Source organism: Micromonospora sp. NPDC000668 (assembly GCF_042897975.1).
GTDB lineage: Bacteria > Actinomycetota > Actinomycetes > Mycobacteriales > Micromonosporaceae > Micromonospora.
On the sequence record NZ_JBIAYP010000005.1, the window covers coordinates 45,176 to 64,727 of the forward strand.

General features: G+C 70.2%; 20 protein-coding genes. 7 read left to right on the plus strand and 13 right to left on the minus strand.

The genetic code is table 11. The features are described from left to right. Positions 1-513: 513 nt before the first annotated feature. The 5 genes from ACFY29_RS24850 to ACFY29_RS24870 form a co-directional block, all read right to left on the minus strand. On the minus strand, positions 514-1,236 hold the full coding sequence (locus ACFY29_RS24850) for an alpha/beta fold hydrolase (protein WP_386990011.1): 723 nt from the start codon (positions 1,234-1,236) through the stop codon (positions 514-516). After that, a complete protein-coding gene (locus ACFY29_RS24855) occupies positions 1,233-1,796 on the minus strand; it encodes a carboxymuconolactone decarboxylase family protein (protein WP_328415434.1) in 564 nt (187 codons plus the stop codon). Before ACFY29_RS24855 ends, ACFY29_RS24850 begins: the two co-directional genes overlap by 4 nt. Further along, the gene (locus ACFY29_RS24860; RefSeq protein WP_328415432.1) at positions 1,793-2,896 is read right to left on the minus strand and encodes an LLM class flavin-dependent oxidoreductase; all 1,104 of its coding nucleotides are present in this window, start codon (positions 2,894-2,896) and stop codon (positions 1,793-1,795) included. Before ACFY29_RS24860 ends, ACFY29_RS24855 begins: the two co-directional genes overlap by 4 nt. 243 nt (positions 2,897-3,139) lie before the next feature. After that, on the minus strand, positions 3,140-3,886 hold the full coding sequence (locus ACFY29_RS24865; RefSeq protein ID WP_386990014.1) for an SDR family oxidoreductase: 747 nt from the start codon (positions 3,884-3,886) through the stop codon (positions 3,140-3,142). Continuing rightward, positions 3,883-4,776, minus strand: coding sequence for an NAD(P)-dependent oxidoreductase (locus tag ACFY29_RS24870; RefSeq protein WP_386990016.1), 894 nt, complete (start codon positions 4,774-4,776; stop codon positions 3,883-3,885). Before ACFY29_RS24870 ends, ACFY29_RS24865 begins: the two co-directional genes overlap by 4 nt. Before the next feature lie 29 nt (positions 4,777-4,805). On the opposite strand from ACFY29_RS24870, the gene ACFY29_RS24875 reads away from it, so the two are divergent. Genes ACFY29_RS24875 through ACFY29_RS24885 form a run of 3 tightly spaced genes read left to right on the plus strand, consistent with a single transcriptional unit; the run spans position 4,806 to position 7,744 of the window. After that, a complete protein-coding gene (locus ACFY29_RS24875; RefSeq protein WP_386990018.1) occupies positions 4,806-6,341 on the plus strand; it encodes an aldehyde dehydrogenase in 1,536 nt (511 codons plus the stop codon). Then, positions 6,341-7,048, plus strand: a complete 708-nt coding sequence (locus tag ACFY29_RS24880; RefSeq protein ID WP_386990020.1) for an enoyl-CoA hydratase/isomerase family protein — start codon at positions 6,341-6,343, stop codon at positions 7,046-7,048. The genes ACFY29_RS24875 and ACFY29_RS24880 overlap by 1 nt, the downstream gene beginning before the upstream one ends. A gap of 45 nt (positions 7,049-7,093) precedes the next feature. After that, positions 7,094-7,744: a GntR family transcriptional regulator gene (locus tag ACFY29_RS24885; RefSeq protein WP_328415421.1), complete on the plus strand. Its 651-nt coding sequence runs from the start codon at positions 7,094-7,096 to the stop codon at positions 7,742-7,744. On the opposite strand, the gene ACFY29_RS24890 is transcribed toward ACFY29_RS24885, so the two are convergent. Next, positions 7,741-8,541 (minus strand): SDR family NAD(P)-dependent oxidoreductase, encoded by an 801-nt coding sequence (locus tag ACFY29_RS24890; protein ID WP_386990022.1) that lies wholly within the window; start codon positions 8,539-8,541, stop codon positions 7,741-7,743. The genes ACFY29_RS24885 and ACFY29_RS24890 overlap by 4 nt on opposite strands. After that, a complete protein-coding gene (locus tag ACFY29_RS24895) occupies positions 8,538-9,233 on the minus strand; it encodes a cyclase family protein (protein ID WP_386990024.1) in 696 nt (231 codons plus the stop codon). Before ACFY29_RS24895 ends, ACFY29_RS24890 begins: the two co-directional genes overlap by 4 nt. Positions 9,234-9,344: 111 nt before the next feature. On the opposite strand from ACFY29_RS24895, the gene ACFY29_RS24900 reads away from it, so the two are divergent. The 3 genes from ACFY29_RS24900 (at position 9,345) to ACFY29_RS24910 (ending at position 11,999) form a co-directional block, all read left to right on the plus strand. Next, positions 9,345-10,601: a PucR family transcriptional regulator gene (locus ACFY29_RS24900; protein WP_386990026.1), complete on the plus strand. Its 1,257-nt coding sequence runs from the start codon at positions 9,345-9,347 to the stop codon at positions 10,599-10,601. Positions 10,602-10,692: 91 nt separating this feature from the next. Beyond that, the gene (locus tag ACFY29_RS24905; RefSeq protein WP_386990027.1) at positions 10,693-11,583 is read left to right on the plus strand and encodes an NAD(P)-dependent oxidoreductase; all 891 of its coding nucleotides are present in this window, start codon (positions 10,693-10,695) and stop codon (positions 11,581-11,583) included. A 5-nt stretch (positions 11,584-11,588) separates the two neighbouring features. Then, a complete protein-coding gene (locus ACFY29_RS24910) occupies positions 11,589-11,999 on the plus strand; it encodes a heme-binding protein (protein WP_328426562.1) in 411 nt (136 codons plus the stop codon). Positions 12,000-12,022: 23 nt separating this feature from the next. On the opposite strand, the gene ACFY29_RS24915 is transcribed toward ACFY29_RS24910, so the two are convergent. From ACFY29_RS24915 to ACFY29_RS24940, 6 genes are all read right to left on the minus strand, one after another. Continuing rightward, positions 12,023-13,033, minus strand: a complete 1,011-nt coding sequence (locus ACFY29_RS24915) for an amidohydrolase family protein (RefSeq protein WP_386990029.1) — start codon at positions 13,031-13,033, stop codon at positions 12,023-12,025. Positions 13,034-13,074: 41 nt separating this feature from the next. Beyond that, on the minus strand, positions 13,075-14,385 hold the full coding sequence (gene hisD / locus ACFY29_RS24920; RefSeq protein WP_386990032.1) for a histidinol dehydrogenase: 1,311 nt from the start codon (positions 14,383-14,385) through the stop codon (positions 13,075-13,077). A 26-nt stretch (positions 14,386-14,411) separates the two neighbouring features. Further along, on the minus strand, positions 14,412-15,176 hold the full coding sequence (locus ACFY29_RS24925) for an ABC transporter ATP-binding protein (RefSeq protein ID WP_328415409.1): 765 nt from the start codon (positions 15,174-15,176) through the stop codon (positions 14,412-14,414). A gap of 49 nt (positions 15,177-15,225) precedes the next feature. After that, positions 15,226-16,050 carry an ABC transporter permease gene (locus tag ACFY29_RS24930; RefSeq protein WP_386990034.1) on the minus strand — a complete coding sequence of 275 codons (825 nt, stop codon included), beginning with the start codon at positions 16,048-16,050 and terminating at the stop codon, positions 15,226-15,228. After that, positions 16,047-16,904: an ABC transporter permease gene (locus tag ACFY29_RS24935; RefSeq protein WP_386990036.1), complete on the minus strand. Its 858-nt coding sequence runs from the start codon at positions 16,902-16,904 to the stop codon at positions 16,047-16,049. Before ACFY29_RS24935 ends, ACFY29_RS24930 begins: the two co-directional genes overlap by 4 nt. Before the next feature lie 78 nt (positions 16,905-16,982). Next, complete coding sequence (locus ACFY29_RS24940) at positions 16,983-18,050, minus strand: ABC transporter substrate-binding protein (protein ID WP_386990038.1); 1,068 nt, start codon at positions 18,048-18,050, stop codon at positions 16,983-16,985. Positions 18,051-18,515: 465 nt separating this feature from the next. Between ACFY29_RS24940 and ACFY29_RS24945 the strand changes: the two genes are divergently transcribed. Beyond that, the gene (locus ACFY29_RS24945; RefSeq protein WP_328415401.1) at positions 18,516-19,493 is read left to right on the plus strand and encodes a LacI family DNA-binding transcriptional regulator; all 978 of its coding nucleotides are present in this window, start codon (positions 18,516-18,518) and stop codon (positions 19,491-19,493) included. The last annotated feature ends 59 nt before the right edge of the window (positions 19,494-19,552 follow it).

Sequence of the window (19,552 nt, forward strand, 5' to 3'; positions counted from 1 at the left end):
CGACCCCAGGCGCATCGTGGTTCGACAGCAGCCGGCTTCCCTAGCGGTCCGCGCCTAACCACTCCAGCGACGAAACGTCTCGCGCGATCACCACCGAGTCGACACGACGACCGAATGCACGATTGGCCCGGACACTCCGGCAGCGAGGTTCCCGCACCAACTCCTGTCGCGTGGCTGACGCTGGGCATGTTGCCCACCGAATGGATCCCTCGGTGGGCCGCGTTCTGGCTCGCAGGGGGATACGACGGGTCAGCCCTCGTCGAGCTCGCCGGACTTCACGGCGACGACCCGCACGAGGTCCGGGCCCTGCTCCCGGCAGTCAGGTAGCGGCGGCAGAGCAGCTACGACTGCGACGAGCGCACGGTGCGAAACCGGCTGCACAAGACCGCGCTGCTCGGCCACTCCTTTCAGCGGCGGCGAACCCTGCCTGAGGTCGCCGTCCGGCTGGTACGGCTGCTCCTACGTCCCCTCGCCCAGCCCGAACGCGAGGCGACGGCTTATCCGCACCGACGGTCAGGAGAGAAAGCCCGCCACCACGTCCGCAAAAGGCTTCGGGTGCTCGTATGCCGTGGCGTGCCCGCCCGGGAGCCACGCCACCGTCACCGCTGGAATCGTCGCGGCGAACCATTGGGTCGCTTGCCGGAACGGCGGCGCGTCGTCCTTGCCGCACGCCACGAGCACGGGCGCCGCAACCGACCCCACCAAGGCGGTGGTGTCCGCGATCGCCAACGCCTCACAGGTGCGGGCGTACCCCTCCGGGTCGCTGGCCAGCAGGATCCGGCGCACGCGCTCGACCGCATCGGTCGCGTCCCGGCGGAACGCCTCGGAGAACCACAGCGCCTCCATCGGCTCGACGACGGCCTCGATGCCCTCACGCCGCACCGTGGCCGCCCGGTTTCGCCACATCGCTCGCATGGCGTCGGGGTAGACCGCGACGGTGTCGGCGACGACGAGTCGCTTCACAAGGTCGGGCCGTCGAGCGGCGAGCACCTGGGCGACCAGGCCGCCGAGCGACACCCCTACGAGATGGATCTGGCTATGCCTGGCGATGTCAGCCTCGATCGCATCGGCGAAGTCATCAATTGTCGCGCCCTGCGGCGGCAGCGGGGCGGACCCGTGACCCAGCAGGTCGGGCACAACGACGTCGCCCACGTCGTCGGGCAGTGCTTCGACCACTGGGTTCCAGAACCGGTGGTCGACACCCAGCGGATGCAGTAGGACCAGCGGGGCCTTCATGCGCGCTCCCGGGCCGGAAGTCGTGGCGCCCGGTCGGGCGGGGGTGTCCGGGCGGTGTTCATCGTCATTGCCAGAGTGGTGTAATAGCCGGCTGTGCCGACCACCTCGACGACCCGCGCCTCGCCCAGTGCCTCGACAGCGGAGGCGTACGTCGCGTCGGAGACCTGGCGCGTGGTGTGCAGTTCGTCGAGCAGGTCGTACACATAACCGACCTCCGGCCGGCCACCCGCCGGCCGCACGCCTCGCGCGACGGCGTCGACGACGTCCTCGGGGAGGCCGGCCTGCAACGCCAGCGGCTGGTGGTAGCCGAACTCGAACTCCTGGTCCCAAGCCCGCGCGACGTAGAGGATCACCAGCTCCACCAGGTCGTCGTCGAGTGCGCTGTCGAACCGCAGGTACTCGCCGACCAGTTGGAGCCGGGTCATCAGTTCGGGGCTGCGCAGCAGTGGCACGAACGGCCCGAAGATCGCGCCGCGCGGACCGGCGGCGATCCGTGCGGCGGCCGCGCGCTGCTCGTGGGTGAGCTCGGCGTCGGATGGCAGTGGCAGGCGGTCGCTCACGCCGCGGAACCCAGGGCCGAGTTGACGTCGGGCATGACCTTCTGCGCCATCAACTCCATCGAGCGGCGGGCCAGCCTCGGGTCGACCCAGTCCAGTCCGGCGTACACGAGTTCGCCGAACTCGCCGATCTCCTGGCGGAAGGCGAGGATCTGCTCGGTAACCGACTCCGGCGTGCCCGCGATGACCAGCTTGTCGAGAACGTAGTCGAGCGTGATCTCCTCGTCCGGCTGGTCCCGGTGCGTCTTGAACAGCTCGAGGCGGCCGAGTTTCCGCATCTTCTTCAGCATCTGCGAGTAGTAGAACCGGTACGGGCTGTCCTCGTTGTCGCGGCCGTAGGCCTGCGCCACGCTAGGGTCGTCGGCGACGAACACCGTACGAGCCACGCGCCAGTCGGCCGGGTCTGCCACCTCGCCGGCGGCTTGCTTGCCCTGAACATAGTTGGGCCAATGCGTGGCCACCCATTGCGGGAGCAGGAAGTTGGACGACAGCGGGTGGAAGTCCCGTTGGCCCATCGCGATGACGCCTTTGGAGAACGGCGCCACGACGGTGCCGACGATCTCGGGCCGGGGCTGCTGGAGCGGCTTCGGCATGATGCCGACGCCGAAGTCGAGGTCGATGGTGGTCTCGGTGGTGACCTTGAACCGGTTGTCGGGCAGATCGATTGAGTACGGCGGGTCCAGCTCCCAGATCTTCGTGATCACGTCGATCGCCTCGGCGAAGATCCGGTTGCGGTCCTCGTGCAGGATGCCGAGAGCCTCCGCGTCGGACGTCAGCGCGCCCGGGCTGATGCCGAGGATGAACCGGCCGTTGCTGAGGTGATCGAACATCGCTGAGTTCGCCGCTACCAGCACCGGGTGCTGCTGTGACAGGTTCGTGGTGCCGGTCGCCAGCCGAATGTGCTGCGTGTCGGAGATCAGCGTTGCCAGGAACAGCAGACTGTTGGTGATGTTCTCGTGCTGGTCGGTGAGGTGCTCTCCGATGAACGCGTCGTGGAAGCCCAGCGAGTCCGCCAGGATGACCGCCTCGCGGTCCTCCCGGAGGGTTTCGGCCCACGTCCGGCCGAGTGGGTGCAGCGGCATCGAGAAGTAACCCAGTCTCACGGCGTGCTCTCGCTTCCTGTGCGTCGGCCCGCGGTCTGTTCCGCGTATCGGCAGTCTCGTTCGCGATCCGTGTCTGGGCAGTGGCGCGGCCTGTGAATCCGCAGGCGGTGAATGACGCAAGTCGTCAGTGCCGGTGCGGTGGCCAGCGCTCCACCACCGCTGTCCTGCGGCTGTCGATGACGTGCAGGCGGCCGGCTTCGGTGATCAGCCCGCGCGCCGAGGGAGCCGGCAGGCGGCGTCGGTTCAGCGGCCGCCCGAAACGTCGAGCACGGTGCCGGTGATGTACGACGCCGATGTTGAGAGCAGCCACACGACGGCCTCTGCGACCTCGACGGCCGTGCCCGGCCGTCCCATCGGCTGCGTGGGGCCGAGCCGCGGCACGCGCCCCGGATCCCCACCACTCGCGTGAATCTCGGTGTCGATGATGCCGGGGCGCACGGCGTTCACCCGCACCCCGTGGCGGGCCACCTCCAGCGCGAGTCCCCGGGTCATCGTGTCGACGGCGGCCTTGCTGGCGGCGTAGTCGACGTACTCCAGGGGCGAGCCGAGCTGCGCGGCGCGCGACGACAGGTTGACGATCGCGCCACCCTTGCCGCCGGTCTGGGTGGACATACGGCGGACCGCGGCACGGCAGCACGCGGCCGCGCCAAAGACGTTGACGGAGAAGACCCGGCGCCAGCGAGCCATGTCGATTTCGACCATCGATCGTTGCTGTTCGAGGACTCCGGCGTTGTTGACCAGTGCGGCCAGCGGACCCAGCGCGTCGGCGACGGTGAACAGTCGCTCGACGTCGGCCTCGTCCGCGACGTCGCAGCGCACGGTGCGCACCTCGACGCCCCGCTCGCCCAGCTGTTCGGCCAGCTCGGCCGCCTCGGCGTCGCGCGACCGGTAGCCCAGCACCAGGTCGTGGCCGCGGTCGGCGAGGAGTTCGGCGGTGGCGGCCCCGATGCCACGCGTTCCGCCCGTGACGACGGCAACCGGGCGGCTCACCGCGCCCCCCGCGGCTGGGGTACGGCGTGGGCGAGCGCCGCGATGTCGTCGCCGCCGTGGCCTGCCGCGGAGGCGGTCGCGAGCAGCTCGAGCGTGACGGCGGTGAGGGGCGCGGCGTCGCCGGCCGCGGCGAGGATGAATCGGGCGTCCTTGATCCCGCTGTCGACTGCGAAGGAGAGCGGGTAGTCGCCTGCCGCCATCAGGGTGCCCTTGGCCGCGACGAACGGCGACTCCATCGGGCCGCCGTGGATCGCGTCCAGGAACGCTGTCGGGGCGAGGCCGAGCGCGCCTGCCACCGCCATCGACTCGGCGATGGCCGCCGTCACGTTCAGCACGAACGCGTTGGCCGCGAGCTTGAGCCGCGAGGCCGTGCCGGCCTCGCCGAGCCAGACGGTCCGGGAGCCGATGGCGTCGAGCACTGGGGTGAGCACGGCCCGCGTGTCGGCGGGCCCGGACGCCAGCACGACGAGGGTTCCCTGCTCGGCGGGATGTTTGGTGCCGAGGACTGGCGCGTCGACGTACCGCAACCCGAGTTCGGCCGCCACGTCGGCCAGGCGCGCGGCGCCGTCGACGCCGACGGTGCTGGTCTGCAGCAGCACCGCGCCCTGCGCGAACGCTCCGTCCGCGTCGCGGAGCACCTCCTCGACGGTGTCGGCGTCCCACAGCATCGTCAGCACGACGTCGGCGTCGCGGACAGCGTCGGCGACCGTCGGGGCCACGCGGGCGCCGGCCTTGGCCAGCGGGGCCGCCCGCTCGGGCGTGCGGTTCCAGACGTTGAGCGGCAGCCCGGCCGCGGCGAGGTTGCGCGCCATCCTGGCGCCCATCACCCCGGTGCCGAGCACGGAGACGCGGGGACCGTTGACCTGACCGGAACTCGTGTATACCTTCACGCCATGATGTATACCAAGCGAATGGCGCCGTGACCACGGCCCACATCCGGCCGACGGTGGCGCTCCCCTCTGGACCATTGGCGACCGGGCTACGCATCGGCGGCCGGGTTGTCGAGGGGCGGGGCCCTCGGCTCGATGTCGTCAATCCCGCGACGGGCGGCGTGCTCGCGGTCGCCGACAGTGCCGACCAGGCCGACGTCGAGGAGGCCGTCCGGGTCGCGCAAGCGGCCTTCGACTCCGGCGTGTGGAGTCGGATGCCAATCCACGAGCGGTCGCGGATCCTGCACCGGTTCGCTGACGGGATCGCGGCGCGGATGAGCGACCTCTACCAGCTGGAGACCGCCAACAACGGCCGGCCACTGACCGAGACGAAGGCGCAGATCACCCGGCTGCCGGAGTGGTACCGCTACAACGCCTCGCTGCTGCTCGCGGACCGCGACGCGGTGGTCCCGATGCCCGGGCCCTACCACTCGTACACCAGCCGGCTGCCCCTCGGCGTGGTCACGATCCTGGCGTCGTTCAACCACCCGATGATGATCGCGTCGAAGGCTCTCGCGCCCGCGCTGGCGACCGGCAACTCGGTGGTGCTGAAGCCGTCCGAGCAGACCCCCCTGACCGCGATGTTGCTGGCCGACATCGCCCACGAGGCCGGCATTCCCGACGGCGTACTCAACGTCGTCAACGGCCTCGGCCCGGTCGTGGGCGCCGCTCTCACCGAGCACCCGTTGGTGAAGAAGGTGGTGTTCACCGGCGGCACCGAGCCTGGCCGGTCGATCGCGCTCGCGGCGGCGAGGCGCTTCGCCAAGACCACACTCGAGCTCGGCGGCAAGTCGCCGGTCATCATCTTCGGTGACACCCCCGTCGACGTGGCCGCGCGCGGCGCCGCGTTCGGCGGCTTCATCGGGGCCGGCCAGACCTGCATCGCGGGTAGCCGGTTGCTGGTGCACCGCAGCATCCACGACGGGTTCCTCGACGCGCTGACCGCGGTCGCCGAGGGAATTCGCATCGGCAACCCCAGCGACGAGTCCACACAGCTCGGCCCGGTGATCTCCGCCCGAGCCAGGGACCGGATCCTCGGCCGCATCGCCGAGGGCGTGCGGTCCGGCGCCCGCGTCGTCACGGGTGGCGCCGCCGCGACCGTGCCCGGGCTGGAGGACGGCTTCTTCGTGCAGCCGACCGTGCTGGCCAATGTCACCAACGACATGACCGTGGCCCGCGAGGAGATCTTCGGCCCCGTCGTCGTGGTGATCCCCTTCGACGAGGAGGACGAGGCCGTCGCGATCGCCAACGACTCGCCGTACGCCCTCGGCTCCGCGATATGGACCCGTGACATCGCCCGCGCCCACCGCGTGGCGTCCCGGCTCGAGGCCGGGATGGTCTGGATCAACGACCACCACCGCCTGGACCCGTCCTCCCCGTGGGGTGGTCTCAAGGAGAGCGGAATCGGCCGCGAGGGCGGCTGGGAGTCGTTCCACGACTTCACGCAGGTGCGTGCGGTGACCGTCCGGACGGCGCCCGACGACGTTGACTGGTACGGCGGCAAAGCGACCGGAAGGCTGAACTGATGAGCGACCTGACCATCCAACCGGTCGAGAACGGCGTGATCCTGGCCGAGCTGTCCCGGCCCCCGGAAAACCTGTTCAGCATCGAGCTGTGCGGACAGCTGGCGGCGGTGCTCGACGACCCGCCGGAGGGCGCGCACGTGCTGCGCCTGCGGGCAACCGGTGACGTGTTCTGCCTTGGCCGCGACCGTGGCGGCTCGACCCCGGCCGAGGTGCGGGCGGAGGCCGAGGCGCTCGCCGGGCTCACCCGCTCGGCTCAGCGGACGAGGCTGGTGACCGTCGCCGAGGTGCAGGGCGACGCGGCCGGGTTCGGTGTCGGCCTGGTGGCGGCCTTCGACGTATCGGTGGCGGTGCGGGACGCGGCCTTCCGGTTCCCCGAAGTCGGCATCGGCCTCGCGCCGGCCCTGGTCCTCGCCTGGCTGCCTCGCGTGGTCGGCCGCCGGAAGGCGTTCTGGCTCACCGCGACGGGAGAGCCACTGGCCGCCGAACAGGCGGCGGAGCTCGGCCTGCTCAACGAGGTGGTCGACACGCGTGACGCCCTGACCAAGCGGGTCGACGACATGGTTGCGCAGCTGCGCGCCCGCAGCCCGCGGGTGCACGGCGACATCAAGGACATGCTCCGGGTGTTCGGCGATGTTGGCGACGAGCGCGCTCTCGACGTGAGCATCGACCGGCTCGTGGTCGGGTCGCTACGCCGTGGCGAGGGCTGACGTGGCGGCATGACGGGTTCAACCGGCGTACGGCAGACTGCTCGGGTGTCCACCGAGTCGGCCGCCGCGCGAGTGGCGGGTAGCCTGCGCGAGCGTGTGTCCAGCGGGCAGCTCCTGCCGGGGACCGCGCTGTCGCAGGCAGGCCTGGCCGAGGAGTACGGCGTCAGCCGTATCCCGGTCCGCGACGCCCTCCAGCAGCTCGCCAGCGAAGGGCTCGTCGAGCTACGCGGCGCGACCGCGGTGGTGACCCCGCTGTCCATCGACGATCTGCAGGAACTCTACGAGCTGCGTGAGGCGGTCGAACCCGTCGCCACCCGGCTCGCCGTCCCGCGGGTGGGCCGGGCCGGCATTACGCGGATGACCCATCTGCTCGCGGTGATGGATGACCCGGCCATCGGGCCGGGCACCTGGGTGGAGACCAACGCGGCTTTCCACGCGGAGGTCTACACGCTGGCCGGACGGCCGCGCATGATCGCGATGGTCGAGCAGCTGCGGCGGCTCGCCGACCGCTACATCTATTTCCATCTCGACGTGGTCGGCCAGGCCGGGCACCTGCAGGAGGAGCACCGGCAGATCCTCGACGCGGTGAAGGCGCAGGAAGCGCGGGCTGCCGCCGAGCTCACCCGCGCCCACCTCGCGTCGTCACACGCCGTCGTGCTCGACTACCTGCTCACCCAGGAGCGGGACGGGGCTTAGCGCGCCACCATCCCCGCGGACAGGTCGATGTCGGCCGCGCAGAGGCCGGGCATGTGCAGCATCGCGACGACGGCCGCGGCCACCTCGTCCTCGGTGAGCATCCGGTGCAGCGCTGCCCGCGACACGAACGCCTCCTCGGCCTCCTCGTACGTCGTCCCAGTGCGCTCGGCCTCCAGGTTGAAGTTGCGGGTCATCCGCGGCCCCTGGACCGGACCCGGCGACAGGCAGTTCACCGAGACGCCCGCCGGGCCCACTTCGTACGCGAGCGTCGCGGTCAGCCCGATCACCGCCATTTTGGAGGCGGTGTACGGCGTGCGGCGGATCAGCGGGCGCTTGCCGCTCACCGACGCGAGGTTGATCACGTCGCCGACGCCCCGCTCGACCATCGCCGGGAGGAACGCCCGGCACATCAGGTAGATGCCGCGGACGTTGATCGCGAAGACGTCGTCCCACTCGTCGGGCTTGATGTCGACCAGCGGCGCGACGGGGCCAGGGACGCCGGCGTTGTTGACCAGGATCCCCACCGTCTCGTCGGCCACCTCCTCGGCGAGCGCGGCAACGCTCGCCGGGTCGGACACGTCGGCCGCCGTGACCCGGACGCTGCCGGACATCGCCTTGGCCTCGGCCGCCACGGCATCGAGCCGCTCCCGGTTGCGCCCGACCGCGACCACGCGGGCGCCGCGGGCCGCGAGAGCGAGCGTGATCGCACGGCCAAGCCCGCTGCCGGCACCGGTCACGACGGCGGTACGGCCCGCCACCCGGTCGCCCGGGAAGGCGGGCCCGTCGACGGTGGTCACGCTGGACCATCGAGCAGGGCGACCGCGCGGGTCGGGCCGCCGTGGGCGCCGAGCACCTTGAGCGGGAAGCCGACGAACGTGAACCGCTTGCCGATCAGCTGGTGGAGATTGGTGAGGTTCTCGTAGTGGGTGATGTGGTGGCGGCGGCACATCATGTGGCACGGGTAGGACTTGCTGGTCGGGTTGTCGGGTGTCGGGCTGTCCACGCCGAACGTCTTCACCCCGTGCTCGACGATCCATTCGCTGCCGGTCTCTCCGAGGCCGGGGAATTCGGTGAGGTACTGCGGCTGCCCGGCGTACCGGCCGTGCGTCCCGGTATGCAGCAGCAGGATGTCGCCGCGCTCGACGGTCACGTCGACGGCGTCCTGCGCCGCGTCGAGATGCTCGGCGGTGATGTCCTGGCCGGCGCCGACGTGCGAGACGTCGAGGCAGACCGCCGGCCCGTAGAACAGGTCGAGCGACATCTGGTCGATTGTCTGGGCCGACGGGTCGGGGTCGAGGTGGGAGAACGAGTCGACGTGGGTCGGGCCGTTGTCGTTGAAGATGATGCCCTTGGTCTGGAACGAGAAGCCGCCCACGAAGCGCAGCGCCGTCTCTTCGTGCAACGCGTGGTCGAACACCACGGTCTTGAGGTGGCCGGGATAGACCTGCATGCCCTGGTAGATGTCCTGTGACAGGTCGACGAGCTGCACGTCGACACTCCCTTCCGTCGGGCCGGCCCCGCTGACCGGGGTGGCTGGGTGTCGGAACTCTAGGGCGGCCGCGCGCGGCACGGACGCTTCAATCGGAGTAGGTTTACGGTCATGAACGCACCGATCGGTGAAGCGGTCCGGCGTCCCGGTTCGGCACGCATGACACCGCCCCGGCCCGGGGCCACCGCGTCGCCGTTCGACATCGCGGACCGGATCGCCGAGGTGGTGGGCGGCCCGGTCATCCTGGAGGACCCGTCGTTCCGAGTGCTCGGCTACTCCGCTTTCGTCGGCCCGATGGACCGTGGCCGCGCCGAGGCGATCCTCGGCCGCAGGATCCCGGGTGTGTGGCTCGAGCATCTGACCCGGACCGGAAGCCTCGACCGGCTCCGCGGCACCGCGGACGTCGTCGACCTGTCCGACGGCCCGTGGAAGGCGCACCGCCGGCTGATCACGGCGTTCCGGGCCGGAGACCGCCTGCTGGGGTTCGCCTGGGTCGCGGAGGGCGAGCGGCCGCTCGGCGATGGGGCGGCCCGCGCCTTCCGCCGCGCCGTCGACGAGGAGACGCCCGCCCTGCTGCGGCACCTTGAGCGGCTCGACGCCGAGGAGGCGCACCGGTCGCGGCTCGCCTCCGCGCTGCTCGACGGACTGCCCGGAGCACCTGCCGCCGCCGACCGGCTCGGCTTCGACCGGGACGGCCGCTTCGTGGTCCTGTCCGTCGCCGGTCCGGCACAGGCGCGGGCACGGACGCAGGACGGGGAGGCCGGAAGGACGCGCCTGCTGGAGCACCTGCGTCTCTGTCTTGACTCGTTCCACCGCCGCTGGGTGGTGACCCCCCGCGGCGACGGCGGGCTCGCCCTGGTGGCCCTGCGGGCCGAAGAGTCCGAGAAGATGGCCGCGCGGCTCGGCCAGGAGGTGTTGAGGCTCGCTGGCGACGGCCCGCTGCGCACCATGCGGGTCGCGGCGAGCTCGGTCGGCGCCGGCCTCGCCGTCCTGCCGAGGCTGCGTGCCGAGGCGACCGCCGCGACAGTCGTGGCAGGCGACGACGGGTCGTTCGTCGCGTACGCGGACGTCGATGCCGAGGTGCTCGTCGCGGACGTGGTTGCCGCGCTGCCGGCGGGTGTCCGGCTGTCGGGGATCGATCGGCTGCGCGCGGCCGACCGCGGCACCGGGCCAGAAGGCGGCGAGCTGGAGCGCACTCTGCGCGCGTTCCTCGCAGCGTGCGGCAGCGCCTCGGCGACGGCCCGCGAGCTCGGCGTGCACGTCACCACCGTCCGGCACCGGCTCGACCGGATAGCCGCGATTTCGGGGCTCCGGCTCGACCGCCCCGAAGTCCGCATCGCCTGCGACCTCGTGCTGCGCCGCCCCTGAGCCTGGGACACCTGTCGCCCAGCAGTCCGGCGGCCCGGCACTGACGTTTGCTGACACCCCTGTTCACACCGGCTCGCCCTAGGGTGGCCGGATGACGACAGCCCAGACGGACGTGACGACGGTCGGCGTGGTCGGCCTCGGGATCATGGGGTCGGCGATGTCCGGCCACCTGCTGACCGCCGGCTTCGACGTGACCGGCACCGACCTGGCCCGGCCCGCGGTCGACGAACTGGTCGCCCGCGGCGGCCGCCCGGCCCGCGACCTCGCCGCCCTCGCGCGCGAGTCGGCGGTCGTGGTCACCTCGCTTCCGTCCGCCGCGGCGGCGCTGGAGGTGTGCCGGGGCCTCGCCGCCGCAGAGCCGGCCGACCTCGTCGTCGTCGAGACGTCGACGCTGTCGCTGGCCGTGAAGCAGGAGTGCCGCGAGTTGCTCGCCGCGGTCGGCGTACCGCTGCTCGACTGCCCGCTCAGCGGTACCGGCGCGCAGGCCCGCGACCGCGACCTGGTGGTGCTCGGCAGCGGCGACGAGGCGGCGTTCGAGAAAGCCCGTCCGGTGATGGCAGCGTTCGCGCGGTCAGTACGGTTCGTCGGGCCCTTCGGCCACGGCATCACGATGAAGCTGGTCGCCAACCTGCTGGTGTCGATCCACAACGCGTCGACGGCGGAGGCGTTCGCGCTCGGCGTGGCCGCGGGCCTCGACCCGGCCGTCCTCTACGAGACAGTCCGCGAGGGGGCGGGCGGGTCGGTCATCTTCGACAAGCGCGGGTCGCTCATGGTCGAGCGTGCCTACCGGCCGGCGACCGCGCGGGTGTCGATGTTCGTCAAGGACGTTTCATTGGTGCAGGAGCTGGCCGCGTCGGTCGGCGTCGCCACGCCGGTGCTCGACGCGACACTGCCGCTGTACACGAAGGCGGTGGACGCCGGGTGGGCCGATGCCGACGCGGCCGCGCTGCTGGAGGTCGTCGAGGCGGAGGTGCGGGGTTGAGCGGGATGACCTTGGCGCAGGCGGAGGCGGTTGCCGCCGGGACGCTGCGACACGCCCGCGCGGCCGGGGCGGCGCCGCTCGCGGTGGCGGTGCTCGACCCGGGCGGCCACGTGGTCGTGGTGAAGCGCGAGGACGGCGCGGGCATCCTGCGCGTCGAGATCGCGACCGCCAAGGCCTTCGGCGCGCTCGGTATGGGCATGTCGTCGCGGGAGATCGCCCAGCGGGCGGAGCGGCAGCCGACGTTCTTCGCCTCGCTCGCCGCCGTGACCGGCGGTCGGCTGGCGCCCGCGGCGGGAGGTGTTCTGGTACGGGACGCCGACGGCTCCCTGCTGGGAGCCGTCGGCGCGAGTGGCGACGTCTCGGACGTGGACGAGGCGTGCGTGCTGGCCGGGATCGCGGCCGCCGGTTTGGTCTGACGGCGCGCGCCCCGGTCGGCGGATCAGTCGGTGAGCTTCAGCAACCGCGCTGCCGTCCGACCGCGGATGGCCTCCCGGTCGTCGTCGCTGAGCCCGCGGGTCCCGTCGATCTGGCCGAGCGGGTCGTAGTGGCCCATGTCGAACGGATAGTCGGTGCCGATGACGACGTGATCGGCGCCCATCTGCTCGACCAGGAACTCCAGGTGCGGCGCGTCGAACACCAGGCAGTCGACGTAGATCTGCTTGAGGTAGGTGCTCGGCGGTCGTGAGATGTGGTGCCGGCCTTCGGGCCGCAACTCGTAGGCGTGGTCCATTCGGGAGGAGTAGAACGGCAGGTAGCCGCCGCCGTGCACGGCGACCAGCTTGAGGTTGGGGTGTTCCTCGAGGACCCCGCCATGGATGATTCGGGTCAGCGCGAGCGTGGTGTCGAGCGGGTTGCCGATGACGTTGGTCAGGTAGTACTTCCGGAACCGTTCGCCGCCCGTGAACCCGTTGGGGTGCAGCATCACGACGACGTCGAGCTCCTCCGCCTTGGCGAAGAACGGCCGGAACCGGCGGTCGTCGAGATCCATTCCCATGACGTTGGTGTTGATCTCGACGCCCCGGAAGTCGAACTCCGTGACGCACCGCTCGAGTTCCTCGACCGCCGATCGCACGTCCTGCATCGGTACGGTGGCCAACCCGACGAACCGATCGGGGTGGTCGCCGACGATCTTGGCGAGGTTCTCGTTCTGCATCCGGGCGAGCTCACGGGCAAGCTCCGGGTCGGCCCAGTAGAAGTAGCCGGCCGGGGCCACCGAGATGGCCTGGACGTCGATGCCCATCCGGTCCATGTCGGCGATCCGTGTCTGCGGGTCGGTTGCCTGCGGCATGATCTCGCGGACGTGCTCGAGCTGGTAGGCGTTGGTCTCGTCGCCGCCGTAGTAGCTGAACGGCTCCATCTCCGGCGCCATCAGCCCCTCCACGAGCGGCTGGCAGTCGGGGAGGATGACGTGGGCGTGGATGTCGACGGTTCGGTGGGATCCGCTGGGCATGGATGACCTTCTGTTCGTTGGGACGTGGGGCGAAAGCGGACTCAGCCGACGGGCGTGGGCGCCCAAGGCAGCTGCGCGCCGGCGTACTTCGCGGCCCGGACGTCGCCGGAGCGGGCGTGACCCTCGAAGAGCTCCACGCGTGCGGCGCGGCCGCACAGCTCGCCGAGCCGGGCGCTGGCGGCCGGATCGGTGACCTCCTGGTACGTCACCGTGCGCAGGTACTTCCCGACCCACAGCCCGCCGGTGTAGCGGGCGGCACCGCGGGTGGGCAGCACGTGGTTGGTGCCGATCACCTTGTCGCCATATGACACGCAGGTGCCCTCGCCGAGGAAGAGCGCGCCGTAGTGCCGCATCTTGTCCAGCGCCTCGCGCGGGTTGCGGGTGAGGATTTGCACGTGCTCGCTGGCGTAGGTGTCGGCGAGCGCGTACGCCGCGTCGAGGTTTTCGACGACGTGCACCTCCCCGTGGTCGCGCCACGCGGGGCCGGCCATGTCGTTGGTCGACATGCCCGGAAGGATCTCGTCGACGTGGACCATGACCGCTCGGGCGAGTGCCTCTGAGGTGGTGATGAGCACCGCCGGGGAGTCCGGCCCGTGCTCGGCCTGGCTGAGCAGGTCGACGGCCACCACGAACGGATCGGCGGCATCGTCGGCCACGACGAGGATCTCGGTCGGTCCGGCGAACAGGTCGATGCCGACCTCACCGAACAGCTGCCGCTTCGCCTCGGCGACGTACGCGTTGCCCGGTCCGGCGATCAGGTCGACCTTGCCGATCGACTCGGTGCCGATGGCCATCGCGGCGACCGCTTGGACACCGCCGAGCAGGAAGATCTCGTCCGCGCCGGCCATGTGTAGGGCGGCCACGGTCGCCGCTGGGATCTTTCCGCGCAGCGGCGGGGTGCAGGCAGTGACCCGCTCGACCCCGGCGACCTTCGCTGTCACGACGGTCATGTGCGCCGAGGCGGTCAGCGGGTAGCGGCCCCCGGGCACGTAGGCACCGGCCGCGACGATCGGCAGGTGCTTCTGGCCCAGGAACACGCCCGGCTGGGTCTCCACCTCCAAGTCCTGCAGGGTGTCGCGCTGGCGTTGGGCGAAGTCGCGGACGTTGGCCTGCACGGTTCGGATGTCGTCGACGACCTCGGACGTCAGTGACGCGACGAGCTCCTCGATCTGCTCCGGCCCGAGCCTGAACGACTCGGGCGACCAGTTGTCGAACTTCTCGGAGTAGCGGCGTACGGCCTCGTCGCCGTTCACGCGAACGTCCTTGATCACCTCGCGGACGACGGCGGAGACGTCATCGTTGCCGTGGGCGGCGGGCACGCCGCCGGTGGGGGACTTCAGGTGGGTGCTCATGGTGCTCCTGTCCTGGGCGGGTGCGGTCAGGCCACGGGCTCGGCAGTGGGGCTCATTTCCTTCATGGCCTCGAGACGCGCGAGCACCTCGGCCTGGAGGGTGGCCACCGTGGGGTCGGTCTGCCGGCGCGGGCGGGGCAGATCGATGGTGATGTCCTCGTAGATCCGGCCGCCGGGCTGGAGCACGATGATCCGGTCGGACAGCTCGACGGCCTCGACGACGTCGTGGGTCACGAAGACCACGGTCTTCTTCGACTGGGCCCAGATGTCCTGTAGCTGCGCGCGAAGCCCTCGGGCGGTGATCGCGTCGAGATGGCTGAACGGTTCGTCCATCAGCAGCAGGTCGGGCTCGACCGCGAAGGCACGGGCGATGCCGACGCGCTGCTGCATGCCGCCGGACAGCTGACCGGGATAGAAGTTGGCGTTCTTCGCCAGGCCCACCATCTCGAGGTACCGCTTGGCCCTGGCCACGGTGGCCTCGCTCCGGTCATCCTGGACGTACATCATGTTCCGCATGACGCTGCGCCAGGGAAGCAGCCGCGGGTCCTGGAAGACGTAGCCCATACGGGCCGGGCCGCCATCGTCACTGGTCAGGCTGATCTCGCCGGAGGTGTGCTCCTCCACGCCCGAGATGATGTTGAGCAGCGTGCTCTTGCCGCAGCCCGAGGGCCCGACGATCGACACGAATGTCTGGCCGCTCACCTCGAAGGAGATGTCGTCAAGGACCCGGCTCGCCCGGGGAGTGCCCAGGTTGAAGGTCTTGGCGAGGTTCTTGACGGTCAGGACTGCCACGAGAGCTCCCTAGGGCTGGGGGTGTGCAGGATGAGGGCGGACGGGATCATCAGCCATCCCGCCAGCGGAAGGCGCGCTTGATCGCGCGGTCGAGCACGAGCCGGTCGAGCAGCACGATGAAGCCGACGAACAGCACGACCCAGGCGGCGAACCCGCCGAACCGGTTGGCGTCGTACCAGAAGCGGGCCCGGTAACCGACACCCCCGCCGCCGCCGAACCATTCGGCGAGCAGGACGCCGTTCCAGCCGATGATGATCGCGAAGCGCACGCCGGCCGCGATGTACCCGGTGACGGCTGGGAGGACGAGGTCGCGGATGCGGCGGGTGACCGGCACGTTGTACGTCGACGACATATCGCGCAGGTCGCGGGAGACGCCCCGCACGCCCTGGGCGACGTTGACGACCACGAACGGCACCGAGGTCAGAAACGTCGTGATGATCGGGCTCATGTCGCCGAAGCCGAACCACATCACCGTGAGAAACGACCAGATGATCGCCGGGATCGACAGGCCGACCAGGACCGGGCTCTCGAAGAACGCCCGGGACAGCGAGGAGAGGCCCATCAGCACACCGATCGCGATGCCCACGACGGTCGCGAGCAGCAACCCGACGCCGAAGCGGTAGAGCGTCGAGCCGAAGTTGCCGAAGACCTCGCCGCGGGAGAACTCCTCGCCGAGTCGCTGCACCACCTCGACCGGGCCCGGGACGCGGCCGAAGAGCAGCGACATCAGGACCCAGAACAGGAAGAAGGACAGCAGCGCGGCGACCCGGGCGGCCCCGTCGGAGGTGAGCCGCTTGCGCCAGGCCGGCGTGCTCTGCTCGATCTCGCTGGTCGAGCGGCGCCGGTTGGCGGTGGCCTGGAACGTGGTGCTCATAAGGCGGAACTCCTTTCCTCCGGACGCCATGCGAGGAGCCGTGCCTCGGCCTTGAACAGGACCAGGCGCTCAATGAGGAGCATGAACACGATGAACAGGGACGTCCACGCGAGCACGGCAGCGATGTCGTAGAGCTGGTACTCGGTGCGGATCTGGAAGCCGACACCGTTGCGGCCTCCGAACACCTCGGTCAGCGCCTCGACCTTCCAGGCCACTGCGAAGCACATCCGGATCGCGGCGAACACGAACGGCACGATCGTCGGGAGCAGCACCTCCCGGCGGATCTGGTGCGGGGCCCGCCCGAAGGCCTCGCTCATGGTGACCAGGGACTTGTCGACGCCCCGGATGCCCTCGGCGACGTTGAGCGCGACGTAGGGCGCGGACACGAGCGCGACCGCGAGGATCGGCCCGAAGTTCGACAGGCCGAACACGATCAGCGACATGACCGCGTAGACGATCGCGGGGATCGTGCCAGCGATGGTCACGCCACCGTGGAAGAACGCCCGCCAGTAGTTGTACCGGCCCATCAGATAGCCGACCGGCGCCCCGATGGCGGCGGCGACCCCGAAACCGGCGAAGGTCTTCAGCACGCTCGCCGAGAAGTCGGTGACGAAGTTGCCGTTCTCGACGATCTCGACCGCCGCTTGGAAGACCTCGTGCGGGCGGGGCAGCAGCCGGGATCCGTACCACCAAGAGCCGAACTCCCATAGCAGGAACATCGCGATCCAGCCCAGGACGAGCAGGCCGGTGCGCCGCCAGCGCCGCAGCCGGTCGATCCTGCGGGCGCTCGCCTCGCGGTCGTCGGGGTCCGCGGGGGGCGCGGCCGAAGCCGCGCCCACCAGCTGATCCGTCATCATCTCTCCTTCACTCGGCCCTACCGGGCCCACTCACCCGGCCACACCGGGCCTGCTGGATGCGTCGGGACTCGAGGTTCAGGACTTCGGGATGATGGTGAAGTCGGGGGCCGGCGTGTTCTTGTCGACGAAGCCGGTCTCCTTCATCAATTCGAACAGCTTGGTCTCGCTGTCGACCCACGCCTGGTCGAGGTAGGTCGTGTCGACGAACCAGTCGTACTTGTTGGCCAGCCAGTCCTGGATGAACGCCTTCTCCTCGGGCGTCTCGGCGGCGAAGTCCTCGGGGTAGGCCTTGACGATCGCGTCGCGGTTCTTGGCCCACTCCTGCACGCCGCGGTCCCAGATCTTGACCAGGAAGGCCGCCTCGTCGGGGTTCTTCTCGACCCAGGCCTTACGAGCGACGAAGACATTGTTCTGCGGGTGGGTGACGTTCTGCGGGTCGGAAGAGAACTTCTCGGCGTAGATCTGCGAGACCGACTTGGAGTCGTAGAGCGGCTTGATCGCGCCGCTGGACAGCTGCGGAATCGAGAAGTCGGGCAGCAGCAGACCGGCGTCGGCGTCACCACGCTCGATGAGGCCGGCGGCGTTCTGCGGGTCGGTCACGACGAGCTCGAAGTCGCCGCCCCCGGCGCGCAGGTCGAGGTTGCAGAACTTGCGGGCGTAGACGCCCCACATGATCGTGATCGAGACGGCGCTGTGCGTCACGATCTTCTTGCCCTTGAGGTCGCAGATGGTCTGGGCGTTGCTCTTTGCCGACACGGCCAGGATGCTTCTGTCGGAATTGAACTTGCCGAAGATTGTTGTCTTCTCGCCGGTCTGCTTTTCCAGGTCGGGTACCTCGTACGACGCGGCTGAGACGACGTCCGCGTGACCGCCGGCGTACACCCCGTACTCGTCCCAAGAGGACGAGGTGAGGACCTGGATCCCCGCCTCCTCCTCCATCTGCTGCTTGATGCCTTGGCTCTCCATCCACTTCCAGACCGGGTCGGGAGCCATCACCATGTTGACGACGCCGCCGGCGTCCTTTGCCTCGCCGCCCTTGGCGGCGCCTGGGCGCGATCCACAGCCGGAGACCAGCAGGGCAATGACACCGGCGGCGGCCACCAGGCGCGAGCGGTGGGGACGGAAGATGCGTGCAGTGCTCATATCGTGCCTCTCAGAGTCGTTCGACCGGTCCGAGGGTGCGATCAGGGGCGACGCGCTACGACGGGCCCGGTGGTGGTTGGGGGTGGGGGTGAAGTGGTGGGGGGTGAAGTGGTGGGGATGGAGTGGTGGGGATGTGGCGCCTGAGACTGCCGTGACTAATCTTGCAAGTCAAGCATTTCTCGGAAACTTATGCATGCTCCTGTTCTCGACCATGCGCTCGACGGCCGCCGGGTTCACGCCTGCGTGGCCGATATTTCCGGACTCAGACGGAGTGCTAGGAAGTTGACAGCCAACGAGATGATCGTCTATCTTCGTCGTGCATAGATTATGCATTTCTGCCCGCATCGAGGGCCGACGCCTGGACACGAGAAGGAAGTGAGACGGGTTGTGAGCGTGAATCCGGGCACGACGGGCGATGGTCCGGGACGACGGCGCCGCGCGCGCCCTGCGACGAACAGCTCGACCGTGGCGCAGGCCGCCGGCGTTTCCCAGTCGACGGTCTCGCGCGCCCTGCGGGGCGACCCCCGGGTGCGGGAGGACACCCGCCGCCTCATCGAGGAAACCGCCGAGCGGCTGGGTTACCGCCCATCTTGGGTGGCTCCCCCGACGCCACAGCGCACACGCACCATCGGCGTTGTCGTCTCCGACCTGACCAACCCGTTCTTCCCGACGCTGCTCACGCCGGTGCACGACGAGCTGCAGATCATGGGCTACCGGGTCGTGCTGTTTGCCGAGCGCACCGACATCCCGACCGGGCAGGAGGCCCTGGTCAACCTGCTCAACCGGTCGATCGACGGCGTCCTGGTCACGACGGCCACCCTCGACTCGCGGCTCGGCCAGGCCCTCGCCGGGCGGGACCTGCCGGTCGTGCTTCTCAACCGGTACGTCGACGGGATGGACGTCGACCGCGTCATTGCGGACAACTACCAGGGCGGACGCGCCGCCGCTCGCCATCTGCTGGACTTCGGCCACCGCACCATCGGCGTCATCCGTGGCCCCGCTAACACCTCGACGAGCAGGGACAGGCACGCCGGCATCGTCGACGCCGGGGTCGCACTCGACGAGCGTCTCGTCCGCGAAGGACCGTACTCGCACCAGTGCGGCTACCAGAACGCCCGAGAGCTGCTCCGGCTGGCCACTCCCCCGACCGCGCTGATCTGCGGCAACGACGTGATCGCGTTCGGCGCCATCGACGCCGCGAAGTCGCTTGGCCTGGACGTGCCGGGCGACGTTTCGGTGCTCGGCTTCGACGACGTTCCGATGGCAGCCTGGGAGGTGTTCCAGCTGACCACGGTCCGCCAGCCCCTGTCGGAGATGGCACGGACGGCCGCCCGACTGCTCGTGGAGCGCATCGAGCACGGCGGCGACATCGGCGCCGGGCGCGAGCGTCTGTTCGCCACCAGCCTCGTGCAGCGGTCGACCACCCAGCGGGTGGCCCGCTGACACCCGGTGCCCACAGGGCCCGGCCGTCGCTGGTGACATGGCATGTCCTCCTCGAGAGG

Excerpts from the sequence above, each read along its gene's own strand:
- ACFY29_RS24850 (WP_386990011.1), bottom strand. The coding sequence starts at position 1,236 with ATGAAGGCCCCGCTGGTCCTACTGCATCCGCTGGGTGTCGACCACCGG.
- ACFY29_RS24880 (WP_386990020.1), top strand. The coding sequence starts at position 6,341 with ATGAGCGACCTGACCATCCAACCGGTCGAGAACGGCGTGATCCTGGCC.
- ACFY29_RS24900 (WP_386990026.1), top strand. The coding sequence starts at position 9,345 with ATGAACGCACCGATCGGTGAAGCGGTCCGGCGTCCCGGTTCGGCACGC.
- ACFY29_RS24905 (WP_386990027.1), top strand. The coding sequence starts at position 10,693 with ATGACGACAGCCCAGACGGACGTGACGACGGTCGGCGTGGTCGGCCTC.
- ACFY29_RS24910 (WP_328426562.1), top strand. The coding sequence starts at position 11,589 with ATGACCTTGGCGCAGGCGGAGGCGGTTGCCGCCGGGACGCTGCGACAC.
- ACFY29_RS24915 (WP_386990029.1), bottom strand. The coding sequence starts at position 13,033 with ATGCCCAGCGGATCCCACCGAACCGTCGACATCCACGCCCACGTCATC.
- hisD (WP_386990032.1), bottom strand. The coding sequence starts at position 14,385 with ATGAGCACCCACCTGAAGTCCCCCACCGGCGGCGTGCCCGCCGCCCAC.
- ACFY29_RS24930 (WP_386990034.1), bottom strand. The coding sequence starts at position 16,050 with ATGAGCACCACGTTCCAGGCCACCGCCAACCGGCGCCGCTCGACCAGC.
- ACFY29_RS24935 (WP_386990036.1), bottom strand. The coding sequence starts at position 16,904 with ATGACGGATCAGCTGGTGGGCGCGGCTTCGGCCGCGCCCCCCGCGGAC.
- ACFY29_RS24940 (WP_386990038.1), bottom strand. The coding sequence starts at position 18,050 with ATGAGCACTGCACGCATCTTCCGTCCCCACCGCTCGCGCCTGGTGGCC.